We start from the raw sequence: 20,431 nt of genomic DNA, 5'->3' as shown, positions 1-20,431 counted from the left end.
TGCCGGGGAGCAACGCGCTCGCCTTCGAACATGTCGCCTTCCGCTGGACACCGGAGGGGCAGGCGGTGTTCGAGGATCTGTCGCTCGATATACCGGCGGGATCTCGTATCGCGGTGCTCGGGCCGTCCGGGGCGGGCAAGTCCACACTCGCGGCGCTGGCCCTCAAACTGGTTTCGCCGGATGAAGGACAGATCCGGCTCGGCGGCACCGATATTGCCACGCTGCGCTCGGCCGATGTGCGAAGGCGGATCGCGTGGCTGTCGCAGACGACGCATCTGTTCGCCGACACGATCCGCAACAACCTGCTGATTGGCCGCGACGATGCGGATGACGACGCGCTTTGGGCCGCGCTGGAGGCGGCTCGCATCGCCGATATGGTGCGCGCCCTGCCGGACGGGCTGGAGGCCTGGGTGGGCGAGCAGGGATCGCAGTTCTCGGGCGGCCAGGGCCGACGCCTCGCGCTGGCGCGCACGCTGCTGAGCCCGGCGCCGATCCTGATCCTCGACGAGCCGTGTTCGGGCCTCGATCTCGAGACCGAGCGCGCTTTCCTCGCGACGCTGAACAACACGCTGGAGGGGCGCACCGTGCTGATGATCACCCACCGGCTGACCGGGGTCGAAAGACTCGACCGGGTTTACCGGCTGCAGAACGGCAGGCTGACGCCGGCGGCCAGATGATCAGGAGTTATGGCAGCGCCGCGGACGGTGGCGCCCCGCGTCACGCAACGGCGGCGAGGTCCGGCTCCGCCACGCCGGCGAAGCGGTAGTTCGCACGATCGGCGAACAGGGCGCGGAGCAGCAGATTGTTGAGCCGGTGGCCGGTGCGGGCACCGACAAAGCGGCCGCGGATCGCGGCGCCAGCGAGGGCGAGATCGCCCACCACGTCGAGCAGCTTGTGGCGGACGAATTCATCCGGGCTGCGCAGGCCCTCGGGGTTGATCACCTCATCGCCGTCGACCACCACGGCGTTGGCGAGCGTGCCGCCGAGGGCAAGCCCGGCCTCGCGCAGGCGATCGATGTCCTGCTTCATGGTGAACGTGCGGGCGCGGGCCAGTTCGGCGGCGAAGCTCTCGGGCGTGATCTCGAGCGAGAGGGCCTGGCGGCCGATGGCACGGGCGGGAAAGTCGATCTGGAGCGCGGCGGAGAAGCCATATTCGCCTTGCGCCGCGGGCCGCAACTCGGCGAAGGCAGAGCCGTCGCTCACGCGGACCGGGCGGCGGATTTCGATGATGTCGCGCGGCAAGCCTGTCTCGACGATGCCGGCACAGTTGAGAAGGAAGACGAACTCGGCCGCCGACCCGTCCAGGATGGGGATTTCCGGGCCATCGACCTCGACCAGCGCATCGTCGATACCGAGGCCTGCGAGCGCGGCCATCACATGCTCGACCGTGCCGATACGCGCCTCCGGCCGGGCCGGATCGGCCAGCACGGTGCAGAGCCTGGTGTCGGCCACGAGATCGTGACGGGCCGGAATCGTGACGCCGAGATCGGTCCGGCGGAAGCGGATGCCGCTGCCCGGCTCGGCGGCGGCAAAACGCAAATTCACCTCCTGGCCGCCGTGCAGCCCGACGCCGCGGCAGGAGATCGCCGCTCTCAGCCCACGTCGCGGCACCGGGACATCCTGCCCGGGTGCGACATGGCCATGAAACTGTGCGGCGGCATACATCATCTAATAGAAGCCTTGTCGGTGAGCGCAGGATGGCCGACCGCCATCCTTATTGCGCTGCAAACTAGCCCGGTCGGGCGTTATGGGGAAATCAATGAATATTTCTGATTATTTCTGTATAAGCCTATGATTTTGTTGTTTTCGTGGCGGGGCTGACATAATCCGATCACAAGCCCGCGCCAGGCGGTTTGCCTTTGCCGGCCGGTTCTGCTTTCAGGGAGCCGAAGCGCGGCGCCGCCGCGCCGAGCCGGGGACCGCATGACCGTTGCACTGATCGTCGCCGCCGGCCGGGGCCATCGCCTCGGCGGGCCCATTCCAAAACAGTATCGCCTGCTCGACGGCGTGCCGATCCTTCGCCGCACGGCGGAGGCACTGCGCCGGCATGCCTCGATGCGCGCCGTGTTCGTGGTGATCAATCCGGCGGACCGCGCGCTGTATGACGAGGCGATGTCGGGGCTTGGCCTGCCGGAACCGGTCGCTGGCGGCGCCTCGCGGCAGGAATCGGTGCGCAACGGGCTTGAGGCGATCGCCAGCGTCGCACCGGAGAGGGTGCTGATCCATGACGGGGTGCGGCCGTTCGTGGCGCCGGACGTGATCGGCGCGGTGATCGGCGCGCTCGACCGCGTGCCGGGCGCCGTGGTCGGCGTGCCGGTGACCGATACGCTGAAACGCTGCAGCGGCGCGATCGTGACCGGCACGGTGGACCGCGCCGATCTGTGGCGGGCACAGACGCCGCAGGGGTTCCGCTATGACGCAATTCTCGGCGCGCACCGGCTGGCGCAGACGGCGCATCGGGGGCGGGATTTCACCGATGACTGCGCGGTCGCCGAACTCGCGGGGCTGGCGATCGAGATGGTTCCGGGCAGCGAGGAGAATTTCAAGATCACCACGGAGGCCGACCTGCTGCGGGCCGAGGCGCTGCTTCGCGAACGGGCGCGCGCACTCGCGGGATAGGGCCGCCCTGCCCTGCCCGGCCCCGGCGCGACGCCTTAACCGATTCCGGCCGCCGCGATCAGCACGACTCCAAGCCCGACCAGCACGAGGCCGGTGATCTCGCCGCGTTTGGTGCGTTCGCGCAGGAAGAAATGGCCGACCGCGAGGGTGAACAGGATCTCGATCTGGCCAAGGCCACGCACCAGGGCGACGTTGGTCAGCGCGAATCCGGCGAACCAGCAGCCGGAGCCGAAGGCCGAGAGCACGCCGACCGGCGCGGCGCGCCGCCAGAGGGTGAAGCATTTCGCAAGCTCGGCCCGGTTCCGCAACGCCATGAAGCCGCCCTGTGCCAAGGTTTGCAGGGCGTTGGTCACGGTCAGGGTCAGCAGCGCCTTGAGCAGGACCGGCGTGTCGGCGCCAAGCGTCAGTGTTGCGTTGCGCAGCAGGATCGCGGTGACGGCGAAGCTGAAGCCCGAGCCGAGACCGCAAAGGGCGGCGGGCTGCGCCGAGGCGCGCAGCAGGTCGGCGGCCGAGAATTTCTGGCCGGCGAAGGACAGCGCGAGAACGCCGGCGACGGCAAGCATGATGCCGACGATCGCCTCGGGCGGGATGCGCACGCCAAGGACGAGGACGGAAAAGATGACGAGCTGCGCCGCCTCGGTCTTCGCATAGGCGGTGCCGACCACGAAGTTGCGATGGCCGAAGGCCATGATCAGCAGCATGGTGCCGAAGATCTGCGCGACGCCGCCGGCAAGACAGTCGAGCACGAAGGCGGGCGGGATCGCCGGCAGGGACCGCCGGAGCAGGAAGAGGGCGGCGCCGAGCAGCAGGATATCGGCCGGCAGAGCATAGACGAAGCGGACGAAGCCCGCCGCCGGGGCGCTGAGCGCGCCGCGCAGCCGGGCCTGCAGCGCCGTGCGCCAGACCTGGAACAGGGCGGCGGCGATGGTGATCGGAATCCAGGCGGGAACGAGGCTCATGTCAGGGAGGCCACATGGGCGCAGAACCGGACGGCGAGGGCGATGAGGTCGGCGATGACGGCGGCGCCGAGGGCGGGATCGGCGCCGGTGGCGTCAGCCGTGGCGGAGGACGGGGCGATTTCGGGATATTCGGCCGGAGCGTCGATCTCGACGTCCTCGAAGCCGATCGTGCCGAAGCCGATGACCGGGCAGCCGAGCAATCTGGCGCCGGGTGCGGGCTTCACCGCGAGGTCGGGCCGCGCGGCATCGGGGCAGAGGGCCAGGGTGATCGAGGCGAGCGGCTCGGCGCCGTGGCCGAACCGGCCGGCAGCGGGGCCGATCCGCCGCTCCATCAGCCGGCGGGCGACCTTCCAGAGATAGAACGAAGGGATGATCGGCCCGCCAGCGCGGCGGATCGAGAGGGTGACCTCATGCACCAGCGGCGCGTTGCCGCCATGTCCGTTGAGGATGACGATGCGGTCGAGTCCGGTGCGCCGGAGATCGGCGATCAGGTCCGCGAGTACGGCGCGGAATGTCGCGGGCGCGAGGGCGAGGCCGCCGGGAACCGCGCCGAAATGGTCCGCCGCGCCGAAGGGCAGCGCGGGTGCGGCGAGCGTCAATGTGCCGGCCTCGGTTGCCGCCCGCGCGATCCGCCCGGCCAGGGCAGCGGCGAGGCGGAAATCGCCCATCGGTGCGTGGGCGCCCTGATCCTCCTGGCTGCCGAGCGGCAGGAGCACGAGCGGGCGGCGCGGCAGCAGGGCGCGCAGTTCGGCGCTTGTCAGATCGTCGAGCCCGGTCTTTTCCATTTTTTCATCCTGTTCCACACGACGCCATGCTGGACGCAATGGCGGCCCGCTGGCAATGAAGCTGCGATGATTTGGGGGAGCCTGCATGCCTGATCAGACACAAGCGCGCGACGCCGGAATCGTTCCGGTCATTCTTGCGGGGGGGACCGGCACGCGGCTGTGGCCTGTGTCGCGCAAATCCTATCCCAAGCAATTCTGGCCCCTGATCTCCTCGCGCACCATGTTGCAGGAGACGGCGTCGCGCGCGCAGGGCGAGCTGTTCGCGGCACCCATCGTGGTGGCGAACGACGAGCACCGCTTCATCGTCGCCGAGCAGTTGCGCGGCAGCGGGCACACGGGGGCGCGGATCCTGCTCGAACCGGTGGGGCGAAACAGCGCGCCGGCGATCGCGGCCGCCGCGTTCCTGGTGGCGGAGGGCGATCCGGATCAGGTCATGTGGATCATGGCCGCGGATGCCTCGATCGCGGATGCGGCCGCCCTCGGCCAGGCGCTTGGCATCGCCGCCGCCGCCGCGCGGGAGGGTCACATCGTGACCTTCGGCATGCGGCCGAGCGTGGCCGAGACCGGCTATGGCTATATCGAGCAGGGCGAGACGCTCGCCGGGCATCATGGCGCGTTCCGCATCGCCCGCTTCGTCGAGAAACCCGATGCCGCGACGGCGGCGACGCTGATCGCCGACGGACGGCATTACTGGAATTCAGGCATGTTCGTCGCCACCGCCCGGACCATGCTGTCGGAAATGGAGCGCCTCGCTCCCGAAGTTGCCCGCAGCGTGCGCGCGGCATTCGACACGCGCCGCCCCGACCTCGATTTCATCCGGCTCGATGCGGAGGCCTTTCGCGGCTCGCCGGAAATCAGCATCGACTACGCGATTGCGGAAAAGACCGATCGCGCCGTGGTCGTGCCGGCCTCGCTCGGCTGGTCGGATGTCGGCTCGTGGTCTGCGATCTGGGAGATCGCGGAGAAGGATGCGGCAGGCAACGCGGCGCTCGGCGATGCGGTGATCGAGGACTCGACGGGTTGCTATGTCCGCAGCGACGGCGCGGTGACGGCGGTGCTCGGCCTCGAGAATACCGTTGTGGTCACAACGCCGGATGCCGTGCTGGTCGCGCACCGCGACAAGGCGCAGAACGTCAAGCGCGTGGTGGACGCGCTCAAGCGGCTGAAGCGCCCCGAGGCCGAGGATCACAACCGCGTCTACCGCCCCTGGGGGTTCTATGAGAGCCTGATCCAGGGCGACCGCTTCCAGGTGAAGCGTATCGTGGTGATGCCGGGCGCGAAGCTCAGCCTGCAAAAGCATTTCCACCGCGCGGAGCACTGGGTGGTGGTGGCCGGCTCGGCGCTGGTGACGCGGGACGAGGAGACGCTTCTCGTGCGCGAGAACGAGAGCATCTACCTGCCGCTCGGCTGCGTGCACCGGATGGAGAACCCGGGCAAGATTCCGCTGACCCTGATCGAGGTGCAGTCGGGCTCGTATCTCGGCGAGGACGACATCGTCCGCTTCGAGGATACATACGGGCGTAGCTGACGGGCGTAGCTGAAACAGTCCATGTTCCGTTTTTGTTCTTGACTTCGCGCCGGAATTCCGGTGTGTTGACCAAGAACGGAACGAGAACATGGAAACGGTCATTCCCCGAAAGCTGCGGCCGGATGGTCGCGGCACAAGACTGGACCCGCCGAACCGGTTCGAGACGGTGCGGCAGGACGCATTCGATGACGGCTGGGGCACGCTGGACGAGGCGCCGCCGCCACCGGCCACCGTGCTGATCCGCGATGCGACGAAATCGGTCATCAGCCGGAACGACAGCCCGGATCTCGGCTTCGATCGCGGGCTGAATCCCTATCGGGGCTGCGAGCATGGCTGCATCTATTGCTATGCGCGGCCGACCCATGCGTGGATCGGCATGTCGCCGGGGCTCGATTTCGAGACGAAGCTGGTCTTCAAGCCGGAGGCGGCGACGCTTCTGGAACGGGAGCTTTCGCGCAAGGGCTACCAGGCGGCGCCGATCGTGCTCGGATCGAACACCGACCCGTATCAGCCGGTGGAGCGGCAGCTGCGGCTGACCCGCGCGGTGCTGGAAGTTCTGGAGCGGTTCGGGCATCCGGTGTCCATCGTCACCAAGTCGGCCGGGGTGCTGCGGGATGTCGACATTCTCGGGCGGATGGCAGCGCGCAACCTGGCCCGTGTGCACCTCTCGGTGACGACGCTGGACGCGCGACTCGCGCGGGCGATGGAGCCGCGCGCGGCGGCGCCGGGGCGGCGGCTCGATGCGATCACCGGACTGAAGGCGGCGGGAATTCCGGTCGGCGTGCTGGCGGCGCCGATGATACCGGGGGTGAACGACGCCGAGCTCGAGCGGATTCTCGAAGCGAGCGCCAGGGCCGGCGCGTCCTGCGCCAGCGCCATCCTGCTGCGCCTGCCGCACGAACTCGGCGCATTGTTCGAGGACTGGCTGAAGCGCACCATGCCCGACCGTGCCGCGCATGTGCTGAGCCTGATCCGCCAGACCCGCGGCGGCGCGCTCAACGATGCCGCGTTCGGCAGCCGGTTCCGCGGCACCGGCGCATATGCCGCGCTGCTGCGCGCGCGCTTCCACCGGGCGGCGCGGCAGTTCGGGCTGAGCGACGCGCCGCCGCCGCTCGATTGCGGGCAGTTCGCGAAGCCGCCGGCGAAGGCGGCATCCGCCCAGCTTTCGCTGTTCTGACGTGGCGCCGGGTCAGGCGTTCTTCAGATAGGCGTCGTACTCGACGTCCGAGATCCGGCGACGGAACTCGGCGATTTCCTGGCGCTTGCAGGCGGCAAAGATGGACTGGAAGCTTTCGCCGAAGATCGCGCGGGTAAGGGGCGAGCTGGCGAAGCGCTCGGTGGCCTGGCTCCAGGCGATTGGCAGGCGCGGCGCGGTGGCGGCCACCTTGTCGCCGAAGGTTTCCTCGCCCGGATCGGCCCCCTCCCCGATCCCCTTGTCCATCGCGCCGAGCAGGGCGGCGAGGACGAGATAGGGATTGCAGTCGGCCCCGGCGACGCGGTGCTCGATGCGGGCCGCGGCGGGGTCGGCATTGATCACCCGGATCGAGGACATGCGGTTGTCGTGCCCCCAGTCGCCAAAGACGGGCGCATGGGTGCCGGGGGCGAAGCGGCGGTAGGAATTGGCGTGCGGGGCGAAGGTCAGCATCGTGTCCGGCATCGCCGCGACGAGGCCGCCGAGCGCATGGTAGAGTGCCGGGGCGGCGCGCGCGGCATCGCCGGTGAAGACGTTGCGGCCGGCGCGGTCGAGCAGCGAAACATGGACATGCATGCCGCTGCCGGCCCAGTTGCCGAAGGGCTTGGCCATGAAGGTCGCGGCGAGGCCGTGCTTGCGGGCGATGTGCTTGACCGAGCGCTTGAACAGCACCGCATCGTCGGCCATGCGCAGCGCATCCGCCGCGTAGTGCAGCGTGACCTCGAACTGGCCGGGGCCGTTCTCGCTGATCAGCGTGTCGAGCGCGATCGACTGGGCGTCCGCCGCGCGCAGAAGATCGCGCAGCACGGGTTCGTAGTCGTGGATCTCCCAGAGCCCCAGCGTATCCGTCTGCCACCCGCGCCAGTGGCTTTCATCGGCGCCGCGCGGGGCGACACGCTGCCCGCCGGTCCGGTTCGGGTCGAGCAGGTAGAATTCCAGCTCGATCCCGACCGCCGCGGTGAGGCCGCGCGCGGCGAGGCGGTCGATCACGCGGGACAGCACGCCGCGCGGATCGGCGTAGAAGAGCGAGCCGTCCGGCTCCTGCATGGTGAGCAGCGCCTGGGCGGCGCGGCCCTCGGCCCAGGGCATGATGGCGACGCTGTGCGGCACGGCGAAGCACTTGCCGTCCGGGTCGCCGGTGTCGAAGGCGATGCCGCCCTCGACGATGTCCCGCCCCCAAATGTCGAGCAGGTAGGCCGAGCGCGGCAGGGCGACGCCGCCGGTAAACAGCGCGTCCGCCCGGTCGCGCTGCAGCCACTTGCCGCGGGGAACGCCGTTCACATCGATGATGAACGCCTCGATCAGCTCGCAATCGGCGAGCAGCGCGCGCCGGTCCGCCGACGCCGCCATCGCGTCCATGTCAGACCGCCATCTCGCCGCGCACTTCATCCATCGTCGCGGTGATGGCGCGACGGGCGCGGGCGACCATGTCATCGATTTCCGCTTCGCCGATGATCAGCGGCGGCGCGAACACCATCGTGTCGCGCACCGCGCGCATCACCAGGTCGTTGGCGAAGCAGTGGTCGCGGCAGATCGTGCCGACGCGGCCCGTCTTCTCGAAGGGGCGGCGGGTGCGCCGGTCGGCGGTCAGCTCGATCGCGCCGATCAGGCCGACGCCGCGGATCTCGCCGACGATCGGCAGGTCGTCCAGCGCGGCATGCAGCCTTTCGCGCAGGATCTCGCCGCTGGCGGCGGCGCGGGCGGCAAGATCCTCGCGCTCGATGATGTCGAGATTGGCGAGGGCGACGGCGCAGGAGACCGGATGACCGGAATAGGTGAAGCCGTGATAGAACTCGCCGGTCTCGTTGATCAGCACCTCGGCCACGCGGTCACCCACCATGACGGCGGAGAGCGGCGCGTAGCCGGAGGTGATGGCCTTGGCGAGGGTCATCATGTCAGGCTGGATGCCGAAGGTTTCGCAGCCGAACATGCGGCCGGTGCGGCCGAAGCCGCAGATCACCTCGTCGGCGATCAGCAGGATGTCGTTCTCGCGGCAGATGCGCTGGATTTCCGGCCAGTAGGTCGCGGGCGGGATGATGACGCCGCCGGCGCCCTGGATCGGCTCGCCGATGAAGGCGGCGATGTTGTCGGCACCGAGTTCGGCGATTTTCGCTTCCAGCGCGCGGGCGGCGTGCAGGCCGAATTCGGCCGGGTCCATCTGGCTGCCGCGGCCATACCAGTAGGGCGGCATGATATGGGCGAAATCGGGCAGCGCGGCACCCTGGCGGTGCATGTCCTTCATCCCGCCGGCGGCAGCACCCAGCGTGGTGGAGCCGTGATAGCCGTATTCGCGGCCGATGACGATGCGCTTGGCGGGCTTGCCGCGTGTGATCCAGTAGGTGCGGGCCATGCGCAGCGCGGTATCGACCGCTTCGGAGCCGGAGCAGGCGAAGAAGGCGTGGTTCAGGTCGCCCGGCGCCATCGCGGCGAGACGCTCGGCGAGGGCGATGACCGGGCGCGTCGAGGTCTTGAAGAAGGTGTTGTAGAAGGGCAGCGCGCGCATCTGCGCCGCCGAAGCCTCGACCAGTTCCTCGCGCCCGTAGCCGGCGGCGACGCACCAGAGGCCGGCCATCGCATCGAGGACGCGGCGGCCCTGATCGTCGGTCAGCCAGACGCCGTCACCGCCGGTGATGATGCGGACGCGCCCCTCGTGGAGGGATTTGTGGTCGGAAAACGGGTGGAGATGGTGGGCAGCGTCGGCCGCCTGCCAGTCGAAGGCAATAGTCTGATCGGACATGATCTACTCCGTTGTGTCGTGCGTAGGTGACGGCCGGGGCCGCGTGACGGCAACGATCAGGAGCGGGGCGGGCTGAAACCGATTCGCGCGCAGAGGCGCAGCATCTCGGCTTGCAGGTCGAGGCCGGCGCGCGGGGCGACGAGGCGGAGCGTCGCCGCGCGGCGGGCCGGATCGGACCTGGTTTCACCGAAGCGTGTCATCGCGTGACACAGTATCGGCTCCGGCGGCGCTGTTCAACCGGAATGTGCCGGTTCAGAAGCTCGGCGGTGTGTTGGCGCTGATCACCTCGCAGACCTCGTCGAACGGGTTGCGGAAGCGATGCGGGATCCGGCTGCGGAAATAGTAGGCCTCGCCGGCGCCGAGGGTGCGTTCCTGGTCGCCGACGGTGACGACGATACGGCCGCGGATGATGACGCCAGCCTCCTCGCCCTCGTGACGGAGCATCGCCTCGCCGGTATCGGCGCCGGGGCTGTAGGTTTCGTGCAGCATCTGCAACGCCCGGTCCTTCAGGCGGCGGCCGACCATGCGGAAGGAGATCCGCTCGTCGAAGGCGATTTCGGTAAGGTCGGCGGCGGTGAAGAACACATCCTCCGGCGCGGTCAGATCGAGCGTGAAGAACTCGGCGAGGGACATCGGGATGCCATCGAGGATTTTCTTCAGCGAGGAGATCGACGGGCTGACCCGCCCCTGCTCGATCAGCGAAATGGCGCCGTTGGTCACGCCGGCGCGACGGGCAAGCTCGCGCTGGGTGAGGCCGAAGATCTGGCGCATCCGGCGCAAACGCGCGCCGACGCCCGCATCGGCGGCGGTTGCCGGATCGGATGGGTCGGGAGGGTCTGGCGGTTCGGGCGCGTCGGCGTCCATGCTCAGGCGAGAACCTGCTCGACCGGCAGCAGGTCGTGACCGAGGGCTGCGGCGACCGCCGGGTGGACGATCCGCCCGTTAGCGACGTTGAGACCGGCGCGCAGATGCGGATCGGCGCGAAGGGCCTCGCGCCAGCCCTGCCCGGCGAGGCGCAGCGCGTAGGGCAGCGTCGCCTGGGCGAGGGCGAAGGTCGAGGTGCGGGGGACGGCGCCCGGCATGTTGGCGACGCAGTAATGCACGACGCCGTCGACCACGTAGGTCGGGTTGTCGTGCGTGGTGGGCTTGCTGGTCTCGAAGCAGCCGCCCTGGTCGATCGCGACATCGACCAGCACGGCGCCGCGGCGCATGTGGCCGAGCATGTCGCGCGTGACCAGCTTCGGCGCCGAGGCGCCGGGGACGAGGACCGCGCCGATGACGAGATCGGCGTTGAAGACCGTCTGCTCCAGCGCTTCCGTGGTGGAGAACATCGTTTTCAGCCGCGGCCCGTAGAGATCGTCGAGCTGGGCGAGGCGGGCGATCGACTTGTCGAGGATGGTGACATCGGCGCCCATGCCGAGAGCGATGCGGGCCGCGTTAGTGCCGACCACGCCGCCGCCGAGCACGACCACATGGGCAGGCGGCACGCCGGGCACGCCGGCGAGCAGGACGCCGAAGCCGCCTGCGGCCTTCTGCAGCGACACGGCACCGACCTGCACCGCCATGCGGCCGGCGACCTCGCTCATCGGGGCCAGCAGCGGCAGGCGGCCTTGCGCGTCGGTCACGGTTTCGTAGGCGATGGCGATGGCGCCCGACTGCATCAGCAGCTTCGCCTGCTCCGGATCGGGGGCGAGGTGGAGATAGGTGAAGAGGATCTGACCCGGGCGCAGGCGGCGGCATTCCTCGGGCTGCGGCTCCTTCACCTTCACGATCATCTCGGCTTCGGCAAAGACGGTTGCGGCATCCGCGGCGATGGCGGCACCGGCGCGCACATAGGCCGCATCGTCCATGCCGATCCCCTCCCCCGCGCCGGTTTCAACCAGCACGCGGTGGCCGTTTGCGTGCAGCTCGCGCACCGAAGCGGGCGTGAGGCCGACCCGGAATTCGTTGTTCTTGATCTCCCGCGGAACGCCGATCAGCATGGACAGAATCCTTTCGCGACGCTGTAGTGTTTAGAATAATAATCAGAGCCTAGCCGCGCCATCCCGCTCGCGCAACCAGCTTACGCGATCGTCGCTTACATTCCGCAAAGAAAGACCAAATCTTTCAACCGAAATCCTGTGCCGTCCCGGGAAATTTCGACATCATGATATTTTGTCGTTGATTATTCTTGACGACCGTCGCGACTTTCGCGATGCTTTGCGCATTGGGAGCATAAGCCAGCACAAGAACCGAACCGTCCGGCAGGGACCACCTGCCCGAAAGCTGGGAGATCGCATGAAGTGGATTACTGCGCCGGAACGCCGTGGCGCCGCGCGAACGTCATCAACGGGGGCTTGCGGCTGATGGCGGGCCCGGTAGTCTCGGCGGCCATGAAACCGCACGACGCAGCAAGCGAACCGGCCGTGGCCGATCGACGCGGCCAGATTGTCCTCGAAGACATCAGCCGCGTTTTCGCCGCCGATGTCGTTGCCGTAGACCGCATCAATCTGGTGATACATCCAGGCGAATTCTTCACGCTGCTCGGCCCTTCCGGCTGCGGCAAGACCACGTTGCTGCGCATGATCGCCGGTTTCGAGACACCCGATTCCGGACGCATCCTGGTCTCCGGGCGAGAGATGCAGGCGGTGCCGGCGCATCGCCGTCCGGTGAACACGGTGTTCCAGTCCTATGCGCTGTTCCCGCATCTGACGGTGGCGGAGAACATCGCCTTCGGGCTGCGGATGCGGGGGGTCGCGAAGGCCGAACGGCGCGAGCGGACACGGCGGATCATGGAACTGCTGCAGATCGACGCCTTCGCCAATCGCAATCCGGCGCAGCTTTCCGGCGGGCAGCGCCAGCGCGTTGCCCTCGCCCGCGCGCTGGTCAACGAGCCCGAGGTGGTCCTGCTCGACGAACCGCTTTCCGCGCTCGACGCCAAGCTGCGCGCGGAATTGCAGGTCGAGCTGATGCGGATGCAGAAAAGGCTTGGCATGACCTTCATTTTCGTCACCCACGACCAGCACGAGGCGCTGGTGATGAGCGACCGGATCGGGGTGATGCAGCGCGGGCGGCTGCTCCAGGTCGGACCGGTGCTTGATGTGTATGAGCGGCCTTCGAGCGTTTTCGTCGCCGAATTCCTGGGGCTGTCGAATATCTGGCCAGTCACCGCCCTGCCCGGCGGGCTGATCGACACGCCGCTCGGGCCGCTGGCGATCGGCAACCCGGATCCGGCCTCCGGCACGGCGATGATCCGGCCCGAGAAGATCTGGATGTACAGCGAAAGCGGCGCACCGACGGGGCGGCCGAACATGGTTGCCGGCGTGGTGCGCGAGGCGATCTACATGGGCGCCTCGACGCAGTACCGGGTGGAGCTGGAAAATGGCGCGCCGCTGCTCGTCTACGACACCAACAACCAGGCGGCCGAACGCAGCTGGCGGCCCGGCGAGGCGGTGACCTGCGAGCTGAAGCCCGAAAATATCGTGCTCATCGGCTCATGAGCGCAACGACGGCAGACGCACGGCGAGGCAGTGCCGCGCGGGCGGAGCGCCTCGGCCGCGCCTTGCGGCTTTGGGTCACCGCCGGGCCGGGCCTCACCTGGATCGTGCTGTTCCTCGTATTGCCGAGCGCCATTCTGCTCGGCATCGGTTTCTTCACCTCGGGCAGCTATGGTGGACCCGAATTGCCGCTAACCCTGCAGCCGTTGCGCGAGGTTGCCGGCTATTCGATCCTGGGCTGGAGTTCCGGCAACATCACGGTGCTCGTGCGGTCGCTCATCCAGGCAATGAGCGCCGGCGTGCTGACGGTGCTGTTCGCCTATCCGGTCGTGTTCTACATCGTCACCCGCCCGCCGGCGGCGCGGCCACTTCTGCTGCTGTTCATCGTGCTGCCGTCCTGGACCAACCAGGTGGTGCGGACCTATGCATGGATGGAGCTGCTCGGGCCGGAATCGGCGCTGTCGCATCTCGTGCAGTCGCTCGGGCTGCTGCAGCCGCATCTCGGCCTGTTTCCGGGCGTGCTCGCGATGCAGATCGGGCTGACCTACAATTATTTGCCCTACATGGTCGTGCCGCTCTACGCCGCGGCGGAGAAGCTCGACTGGGCGCTGGTCGAGGCCGGGCGGGATCTCTACGCCTCCGGCCCCAGGCTGTTCTGGAACACGGTGTTTCCGCAGACGCTGCCGGGGCTGCTCTCGGGCATCATCCTCGTCGTCATCCCGGCCTTCGGCGATTACGTGGTGCCGACGCTGCTCGGCGGCGGCAAGTCGATGATGATCGGCTCGCTGATCGCCTCGCAGTTCCTGGAAACGCCGAACTGGCCCTACGGGGCGGCGCTGACGATCTTCATGCTGGTGTTCACCTGTGCGGGGCTGCTCGCCTTCCGCGTGCTGAGCAAGCGGCTCGGCGGCGCCGAAGAGAGCATGATGTGAGGCGCGGATGATGGCCATCTCGATGGGAAAATCGACGCGCCGTTCGCTGCTGGCGATGAGCCTGCCGGTCTATCTGCTGCTCTATGCGCCACTCCTTCTGATCGCGATCTTTTCCTTCGCGCCGCCGCCGCTGGCGAAGGGACAGACCTTCTACTGGTATGCCGACCTGCTGCATTCGCCCGAGGTCATCGCGGCGTTCCGGCGATCGCTGACGCTGGCGATCGGCTCCTCGATCCTGGGGACGGCTCTGGGCACGCTGATGGGCTTCGGCCTCTATCGTTACCGCGACCGCAACGCGACCGGCATCGCCAGCGCGCTGCCGAGCCTGATCATCTACACGCCGATCATCATGCCGAGCCTGGTGTTCGGGATTTCGGAGCTGATCTTCTTCAGCTTCATCCACAGCGCGACCGGATTTCTGGCCGCCGGGCTGCTGACGATGGGCATCGCGCATGTCACCTTCGAGGCACCGTTCGTCGCCCTCGTGGTGTTCGCGCGGCTGTCGGGGCTCGATCCGAACATGTTCGAGGCCTCGCACGATCTCTACGCCGATGCGCGGCAATCCTTCCTGCACCTGACCGTGCCGGTGATCCGGCCGGCGATCATCGGCGGTTTCCTGCTCGCCTTCACGCTGTCGATCGACGATTTCACGATCAGCTTCTTCACCGCCGGGCCGGGCAGCACGACGCTGCCGATCTACATCTACAGCGCGGTGGCGCGGAAGGGCGTGTCGCCCGACATCAACGCGCTGGCCACGCTGATGATCGCCACCGTCATCGGCACCGGGCTGCTGCAATACATGTTCACGAGAAACCGGGCGCGAAAGCTCGTCGCGCGACCTGGAGACTGAGACGGACGAGCCGCACAGGCAACGGATGACGACGCGGCAACGCGGATGAATCAACGCTACAGGAGGTTTTTGATGAAGGGACTCATGGGGAAGATCGCGGGAGGTGCGCTTGCCGCGCTCATCGCGATCGGCGGTGGCGCGCCGGCCGCGCATGCCGCGGGCAAGACGCTCTACCTGTTCAACTGGCAGGACTATATCGGCAAGGGCCTGATCAAGAAGTTCGAGGCCTATTGCGGCTGCAATGTCGTGCAGACGTACTACGATTCGAATTCCGAACTCGACGCGAAGCTGCGTGCCGGCGGCGACTCGCAGTATGACGTGGTCGTCCCGTCGAGCTACTACATTCCGCAGCTCGTCCAGCAGGGGCTGATCCGCAAGCTCGACAAGTCCAAACTGCCGAACTTCAAGAATTTGCTGCCGCGCTTCCAGAACGTCAGCTACGATCCGCACGACACTCACGTCGTCCCCTATCAGTGGGGCACGATCGTGATCGGCTACAACAAGGACAAGATCAAGAACCCGCCCGAGAGCTGGGCAGCACTGTTCGACCCGAAATACAACGCGAGCTACCCGTTCTCGATGATGAAGGGTTCGGGGCGCGATCTGATCGGGGCGGCCTGCGCCTATCTCGGCGAGGGCTTCGCCTGCAAGACCAAGGCCGCCTGGATCAAGGCGGCGAAACTGATCGAGAAGCAGGTCAAGCGGCCGAACTTCTCCGGCTTCGTCGATGGCGATCCGACGATGCAGCAGCTCAAGAAGGGCGTCGTCGCGATCGGGATGACCTGGAGCGGCAGCGTCGCGCAGTGCTATGCTGACAAGACCTGCCTCAATATCGGCTGGATCCTGCCCAAGGAAGGCTCGGAGGCCTGGGTGGACAACATGGCGATCCCGACCCACGCACCGAATCCCGAGCTCGCCTACAAGTTCATCAACTTCATCCTCGGCGCCAAGGAGGGGGCGGAGCTGTCGAACTTCAACATGTATCCGAGCCCGAATGCGGCCTCGGAGCCGTATCTCGACAAGGCCATCAAGCAGCCGCTGGTCACGCCGACCGCGGCGCAGATGAAGCGGCTCAGCTTCCTTCCCGCGCTGACGCCGGCGCAGGCCAAGGAATTCGGTGCGATCTGGACCGCGGTCCGCCAGCACTGAACGACGACGGCGCGCCCGAGCCGGGCGCGCCGGAACCGTGGCGGCGGGACCGCGGACCCCACGCCACACATCCGAAACCGGGCATCGTCGCCGGTGGAACATCATGTTCCCGCCGGGACTGCTCCTGAGGCACACATGACCGACCTGGCCGAATGGTTCAACGAACACCGCATCACTGAAGTGGAGTGTCTGGTTCCCGATATTACCGGCATCCCGCGTGGCAAGATCATGCCCGCGCAGAAATTCCTTCGCGGCGGCGCACCTCGCCTGCCGGAGAGCATTTTCATCCAGTCCGTGACGGGAGAATATCCGGAAGACCCGGAAGACACGCTGACCGACCCTGCGATCATCGACATCAACCTGATCCCCGATCCCGCGACCGTCCGCCTCGTGCCCTGGGCGCATGAGCCGACAGCGCAGATCATCCACGACTGCCAGTATTCGAATGGCCGACCGGTGACGATCGCGCCACGGCAGGTACTGCGCCATGTGCTCGAACTCTACAAGGAGCGTGGCTGGCAACCCGTCCTCGCGCCGGAACTGGAGTTCTATCTGGTCGGGCGCAATACCGACCCTGACTACCCGTTAGTGCCGCCGGTCGGCCGCTCCGGGCGGCAGGAAACCGGGCGGCAATCCTACTCGATCGACGCGGTGAACGAATTCGATCCGCTGTTCGAGGAGATGTACGATTTCTGCGAAATGCAGGAACTTGATCTCGACACGCTCATCCACGAGGAAGGGGCGGCCCAGGTCGAGATCAACTTCCTGCACGGCGATCCGCTGAACCGGGCCGATCAGGTGTTTCTCTTCAAGCGCACGGTTCGCGAGGTCGCGCTGCGCCACGACATGTATGCCACCTTCATGGCCAAGCCGATGGGCCAGGAGCCGGGCAGCGCCATGCATGTGCACCAGAGCGTGGTCGACCTCGAAACCGGGCGAAACCTGTTCGCCGACCAGGACGGGCGGCCGAGCCAGCTTTTTCTTTCCTTCATTGCCGGATTGCAGAAATACATTCCGGCGATCATGCCGATCTTCGCGCCGAACGTGAATTCCTATCGCCGGCTCACGCGGTTTTCCAACGCGCCGATCAACCTGCAATGGGGGCATGATAACCGGACCTGCGGCCTGCGTGTGCCTTACGGCGAGGCCGGCGCGATGCGCGTCGAGAACCGCGTGCCGGGGGCGGACGCGAATCCCTATCTCGCCTTCGCCGCCTCGCTCGCCTGCGGCTATCTCGGCATGATGGAAGGGCTGACGCCGACTCCGGCCTTCCGCGGCTCGGCCTATTCGCAACCCTATTCGCTGCCGCGCGAACTCTCGCACGCGCTCGAGATGATGGAACAGGCGCGGCCGCTGATCGACATTCTCGGGCAGAAGCTCGTCGAGGTGTTCGTCGCGGTGAAGCGGCTCGAATACGAGACCTATCTGCGGGTGATCAGCTCGTGGGAACGCGAACACCTGCTGCTGAACGTCTGAACCGCATGGCCCTGTCGAACTACTACGAGACCACGGCGCGGTATGACGCGACGACGGCGCCGCTCGAAGGCGACCTGCGCTGCGATGTCGCGATCATCGGCGCGGGAATGACCGGATGCTCGGCGGCGCTGCACCTCGCCGAGCGGGGCTATCGCGTGGTCGTGCTGGAGGGCGAGCGCATCGGCTTCGGCGCCTCGGGGCGGAATGGCGGGCAGGTGCTGCCGGGCTTCGCCGCCGATCTCGGCAAGCTCCGGCGGCTCGCCGGCGATTCTGTGGCGAAGGCGCTGTGGGAGATGTCGATCGAGGCGGTGGACCTCGTGCACGCGCAGATCGCGCGGTTCGCGATGCCGTGCGACCCGCGGCGGGGCTATCTGCATGTGGCGGTGAAGGACCGGCAGGTGGGCGAGCTCGAAGCCTGGCAGCGGGAACTCGAGGCGCTCGGGCTGGAGGGGTTCCGGCTGCTGCGCGGTGCGGCGCTGCAGGAGCGGCTGCGCAGCCCGCGCTACCTCGCCGGGCTGCTCGACCCGGTCGCGGGCCATATCCATCCGCTGAACTACACGCTTGGCCTTGCCCATGCGGCGATGGCGGCGGGCGCCGTGATCCATACGGGCACGCGGGTCGCATCGATCACGTCGGGGGATGAGGTGGTGCTGAAGACGGCGCGCGGCAGCGTGCGCGCGGGGCATCTGCTGATCTGCGGCAATGCCTATCTCGGCACGCTGGTGCGGCCGATCGCCGGCTATGTGATGCCGGTCGGCACCTATATCGTCGCGACCGAGGCGCGGGCGGATGTGCGTGACCTCATTCCGCATGACGAGGCGGTGGCGGACCTCAATTTCGTGCTCGACTATTTCCGCCGCAGCGCCGACGACCGGATGCTGTTCGGCGGGCGGGTGTCCTATTCCACGCTGCCGCCGCCCAATCTCGGCGCGGCGATGCTGGCGCGGGCGAAGCGGGCCTTTCCGCAACTCGCGGATGCGCGGGCTGAGCATGTGTGGGGCGGCAATGTCGCGATCACCCGCAACCGGCTGCCACATTTCGGCCGACTCGGCCGCAACGTGCTGTTCGCCCAGGGGTTTTCAGGACATGGCGTGGCGCTGACCGGGCTTGCGGGCCGGCTGATGGCCGAGGCGGTGGCCGGCCGCGCCGAGCGGTTCGACACCTTCACCCGCATTCCGCATGCGCGGTTTCCGGGCGGCCCGCTGCTGCGGATGCCGACGCTGGTGCTGGCGACGAGCTGGTTCCGGCTGCGGGACATGCTCTGACCGGGTTGCCAGAAACAACAACCTGTGGTTGCTATTCGGGGTAAGCCCGGAGCTGAAGCCATGCGCCCTGCCCGCCTTGCGCCCGCGCTGTGCGGCGCCGCGATCCTGCTCGTCGCGATCGCGTGGCGCCGCGGCGGCGAGTATGACGAGTTCTATTCCGTCTTCCTCGTTGCCGGGCATCCGCGGCCGGACTGGCCCGCCCTGCCCTTCGGCGCCGGCGCGGCGCGGGCGTTCTATCGCGGCCATGCGGGGTTCGGCGCGATTGCGACGGGCTTGCGGCGGGGCGATGTGCATCCGCCGCTGTATTTCTGGCTGCTGTCGCTCTGGCGCGACGCGCTCGGGGTCGGGCTGTTCCGGCTGCGGCTGCTCTCGGTCGTGGAGACGCTGGGCGCGCTGGCGCTGCTCGGGCGGATCGCCTTGCGGATGGGCATCAGCCCGTCCCTCACGATCGCGATCACGACGCTGTTCTACGGCTTCGCCTATACCGGCATCGTGGCGCGGGATTTCGCGCTGGCGACGCTCTGCGCGATGGCGGGGACGCTGCTGGCGATCGACGCGGCGCGCGGCGGCAGCGCCCGCGCCGGGTTTTGCGCCGGCGCGCTGTTGGGGGCCGCGTGTTTCAGCAATTACCTCGCCAGCTTTACCGCGGTTGCGGTGGGTCTCTGGCTGGCCTGGATGACGTGGCGGCAATGGCGAGTGTGGCTGGCGGCGGCGCTGGGCGGGGCGGCGTTCCTGCCGGCGGGGCTGTGGTTTTTTCTCGCCCAGGCGGGGTCGCGGCGGGGGCAGTTTCCACCGTTTCGCCTCGCCCCGGCGCTGGGCGCGCTGGCGCGGGACCAGGCCGGCGCGTTGCTCGGCGCCCTGCCCCGCGAGGTGCCGGCCGCCTTCGCAATGCCGGTTGCGGCGGTGCTGGGGGTGGGGCTGGCCGGGTTGCTGATCCTCGTCCTTCACGACGGGCGGCGGGCGCTCGGGCGGGATGACCGGGCACTGCTCGCGGCGGGGTTCGCGGCACCGCCGCTCGGCCTGCTGGCGTTGGGCGCGGCGTTCGGCAACCAGCCTTTTGAGATGCGCTATGTGTGGCTCGGCCTGCCCTTCGCCGGGCTGGCGCTGGCCGCCTCGCTGCGGCGGCGGCCGTGGGCGCTTGCCGCCTCGCTGGCGGTCGGGGCGACGTCGATCGCGGGGCTCGCGCTTTCGCCGGCGACGATGCAGCCGGCCGCCCGCATGGTGCGGGCGGCGGCGCGTCTGCCGGCGGGCACGCTGGTCATTGTCCCGTTCGGCAATGACGGGGTGGGCGTGCCGGGACCGTTCGTGGCGGCGGCGCCGGCGCAGATGCACATTCTGGTGGCGCGGGCGGCGGGAGCGGCGTTGCTGGCGGCGGCACGGCCGTATCCGCGCATCGCCGTCGCACGGATCGAGGCGGATGGGGCCAGCCGCGCGCTGGTGCCGCGTCTCGCCGCCCTGTTCAA

Annotated in this window: 20 protein-coding genes; 12 read left to right on the top strand and 8 right to left on the bottom strand. The window is 68.1% G+C overall.

Annotated elements, in window-relative coordinates; all coding sequences use genetic code 11:
• The coding region (locus APM_RS00410; protein ID WP_007421377.1) for an ATP-binding cassette domain-containing protein at positions 1-677 on the top strand (677 nt) is incomplete at its 5' end.
• 40 nt (positions 678-717) lie between these two features.
• Here APM_RS00410 and lpxC read toward each other — a convergent pair.
• Complete coding sequence (gene lpxC, locus APM_RS00405) at positions 718-1,668, bottom strand: UDP-3-O-acyl-N-acetylglucosamine deacetylase (RefSeq protein WP_013639515.1); 951 nt, start codon at positions 1,666-1,668, stop codon at positions 718-720.
• Here lpxC and APM_RS22160 point away from each other — a divergent pair.
• Together APM_RS22160 and ispD are read left to right on the top strand one after the other, a co-directional pair.
• A complete protein-coding gene (locus APM_RS22160) occupies positions 1,636-1,773 on the top strand; it encodes a hypothetical protein (RefSeq protein ID WP_172637311.1) in 138 nt (45 codons plus the stop codon). The genes lpxC and APM_RS22160 overlap by 33 nt on opposite strands.
• 150 nt (positions 1,774-1,923) lie before the next feature.
• On the top strand, positions 1,924-2,619 hold the full coding sequence (ispD, locus tag APM_RS00400) for a 2-C-methyl-D-erythritol 4-phosphate cytidylyltransferase (RefSeq protein WP_007421375.1): 696 nt from the start codon (positions 1,924-1,926) through the stop codon (positions 2,617-2,619).
• Positions 2,620-2,654: 35 nt separating this feature from the next.
• On the opposite strand, the gene APM_RS00395 is transcribed toward ispD, so the two are convergent.
• Positions 2,655-3,578: an EamA family transporter gene (locus APM_RS00395; RefSeq protein ID WP_007421374.1), complete on the bottom strand. Its 924-nt coding sequence runs from the start codon at positions 3,576-3,578 to the stop codon at positions 2,655-2,657.
• Positions 3,575-4,363, bottom strand: a complete 789-nt coding sequence (locus APM_RS00390) for a creatininase family protein (protein ID WP_039887360.1) — start codon at positions 4,361-4,363, stop codon at positions 3,575-3,577. The genes APM_RS00395 and APM_RS00390 overlap by 4 nt, the downstream gene beginning before the upstream one ends.
• A gap of 85 nt (positions 4,364-4,448) precedes the next feature.
• Between APM_RS00390 and APM_RS00385 the strand changes: the two genes are divergently transcribed.
• Positions 4,449-5,891 (top strand): mannose-1-phosphate guanylyltransferase/mannose-6-phosphate isomerase, encoded by a 1,443-nt coding sequence (locus APM_RS00385; protein ID WP_007421372.1) that lies wholly within the window; start codon positions 4,449-4,451, stop codon positions 5,889-5,891.
• A gap of 88 nt (positions 5,892-5,979) precedes the next feature.
• On the top strand, positions 5,980-7,068 hold the full coding sequence (locus APM_RS00380; RefSeq protein WP_007421371.1) for a PA0069 family radical SAM protein: 1,089 nt from the start codon (positions 5,980-5,982) through the stop codon (positions 7,066-7,068).
• Positions 7,069-7,080: 12 nt separating this feature from the next.
• Here APM_RS00380 and APM_RS00375 read toward each other — a convergent pair whose 3' ends face one another.
• The 5 genes from APM_RS00375 to ald are packed head-to-tail and all read right to left on the bottom strand — an operon-like array spanning position 7,081 to position 11,802.
• Entirely contained in the window at positions 7,081-8,442 is a 1,362-nt protein-coding gene (locus APM_RS00375; RefSeq protein WP_007421370.1) for a glutamine synthetase family protein, read from the bottom strand.
• A gap of 1 nt (position 8,443) precedes the next feature.
• Entirely contained in the window at positions 8,444-9,820 is a 1,377-nt protein-coding gene (locus APM_RS00370) for an aspartate aminotransferase family protein (protein ID WP_007421369.1), read from the bottom strand.
• A 56-nt stretch (positions 9,821-9,876) separates the two neighbouring features.
• The gene (locus APM_RS21240) at positions 9,877-10,020 is read right to left on the bottom strand and encodes a capsid protein (protein ID WP_138919125.1); all 144 of its coding nucleotides are present in this window, start codon (positions 10,018-10,020) and stop codon (positions 9,877-9,879) included.
• Positions 10,021-10,072: 52 nt separating this feature from the next.
• Positions 10,073-10,684, bottom strand: coding sequence for a cupin domain-containing protein (locus APM_RS00365; RefSeq protein WP_007421368.1), 612 nt, complete (start codon positions 10,682-10,684; stop codon positions 10,073-10,075).
• Positions 10,685-10,686: 2 nt separating this feature from the next.
• Entirely contained in the window at positions 10,687-11,802 is a 1,116-nt protein-coding gene (gene ald / locus APM_RS00360; protein ID WP_007421367.1) for an alanine dehydrogenase, read from the bottom strand.
• Between the two features lie 423 nt (positions 11,803-12,225).
• On the opposite strand from ald, the gene APM_RS00355 reads away from it, so the two are divergent.
• From APM_RS00355 to APM_RS23015, 7 genes are all read left to right on the top strand, one after another.
• Positions 12,226-13,299 (top strand): ABC transporter ATP-binding protein, encoded by a 1,074-nt coding sequence (locus APM_RS00355; protein WP_231844475.1) that lies wholly within the window; start codon positions 12,226-12,228, stop codon positions 13,297-13,299.
• Complete coding sequence (locus tag APM_RS00350) at positions 13,296-14,228, top strand: ABC transporter permease (protein WP_007421365.1); 933 nt, start codon at positions 13,296-13,298, stop codon at positions 14,226-14,228. Before APM_RS00355 ends, APM_RS00350 begins: the two co-directional genes overlap by 4 nt.
• A gap of 7 nt (positions 14,229-14,235) precedes the next feature.
• Positions 14,236-15,078, top strand: coding sequence for an ABC transporter permease (locus APM_RS00345; protein WP_007421364.1), 843 nt, complete (start codon positions 14,236-14,238; stop codon positions 15,076-15,078).
• 72 nt (positions 15,079-15,150) lie between these two features.
• Positions 15,151-16,227 (top strand): spermidine/putrescine ABC transporter substrate-binding protein, encoded by a 1,077-nt coding sequence (locus APM_RS00340; RefSeq protein WP_011941593.1) that lies wholly within the window; start codon positions 15,151-15,153, stop codon positions 16,225-16,227.
• A 135-nt stretch (positions 16,228-16,362) separates the two neighbouring features.
• Positions 16,363-17,703, top strand: a complete 1,341-nt coding sequence (locus tag APM_RS00335) for a glutamine synthetase family protein (protein ID WP_007421362.1) — start codon at positions 16,363-16,365, stop codon at positions 17,701-17,703.
• Between the two features lie 5 nt (positions 17,704-17,708).
• Positions 17,709-18,968, top strand: a complete 1,260-nt coding sequence (locus APM_RS00330) for an FAD-binding oxidoreductase (protein WP_007421361.1) — start codon at positions 17,709-17,711, stop codon at positions 18,966-18,968.
• Between the two features lie 60 nt (positions 18,969-19,028).
• Positions 19,029-20,431: glycosyltransferase family 39 protein (locus APM_RS23015; RefSeq protein ID WP_007421360.1), on the top strand; the 1,403-nt coding region annotated here is incomplete at its 3' end.

This window comes from Acidiphilium sp. PM, from assembly GCF_000219295.1.
Taxonomy (GTDB): Bacteria; Pseudomonadota; Alphaproteobacteria; order Acetobacterales; family Acetobacteraceae; genus Acidiphilium; species Acidiphilium multivorum.
Note: the sequence above shows the minus strand (reverse complement) of the source record. Positions and strands in the feature narration are given on the sequence as shown.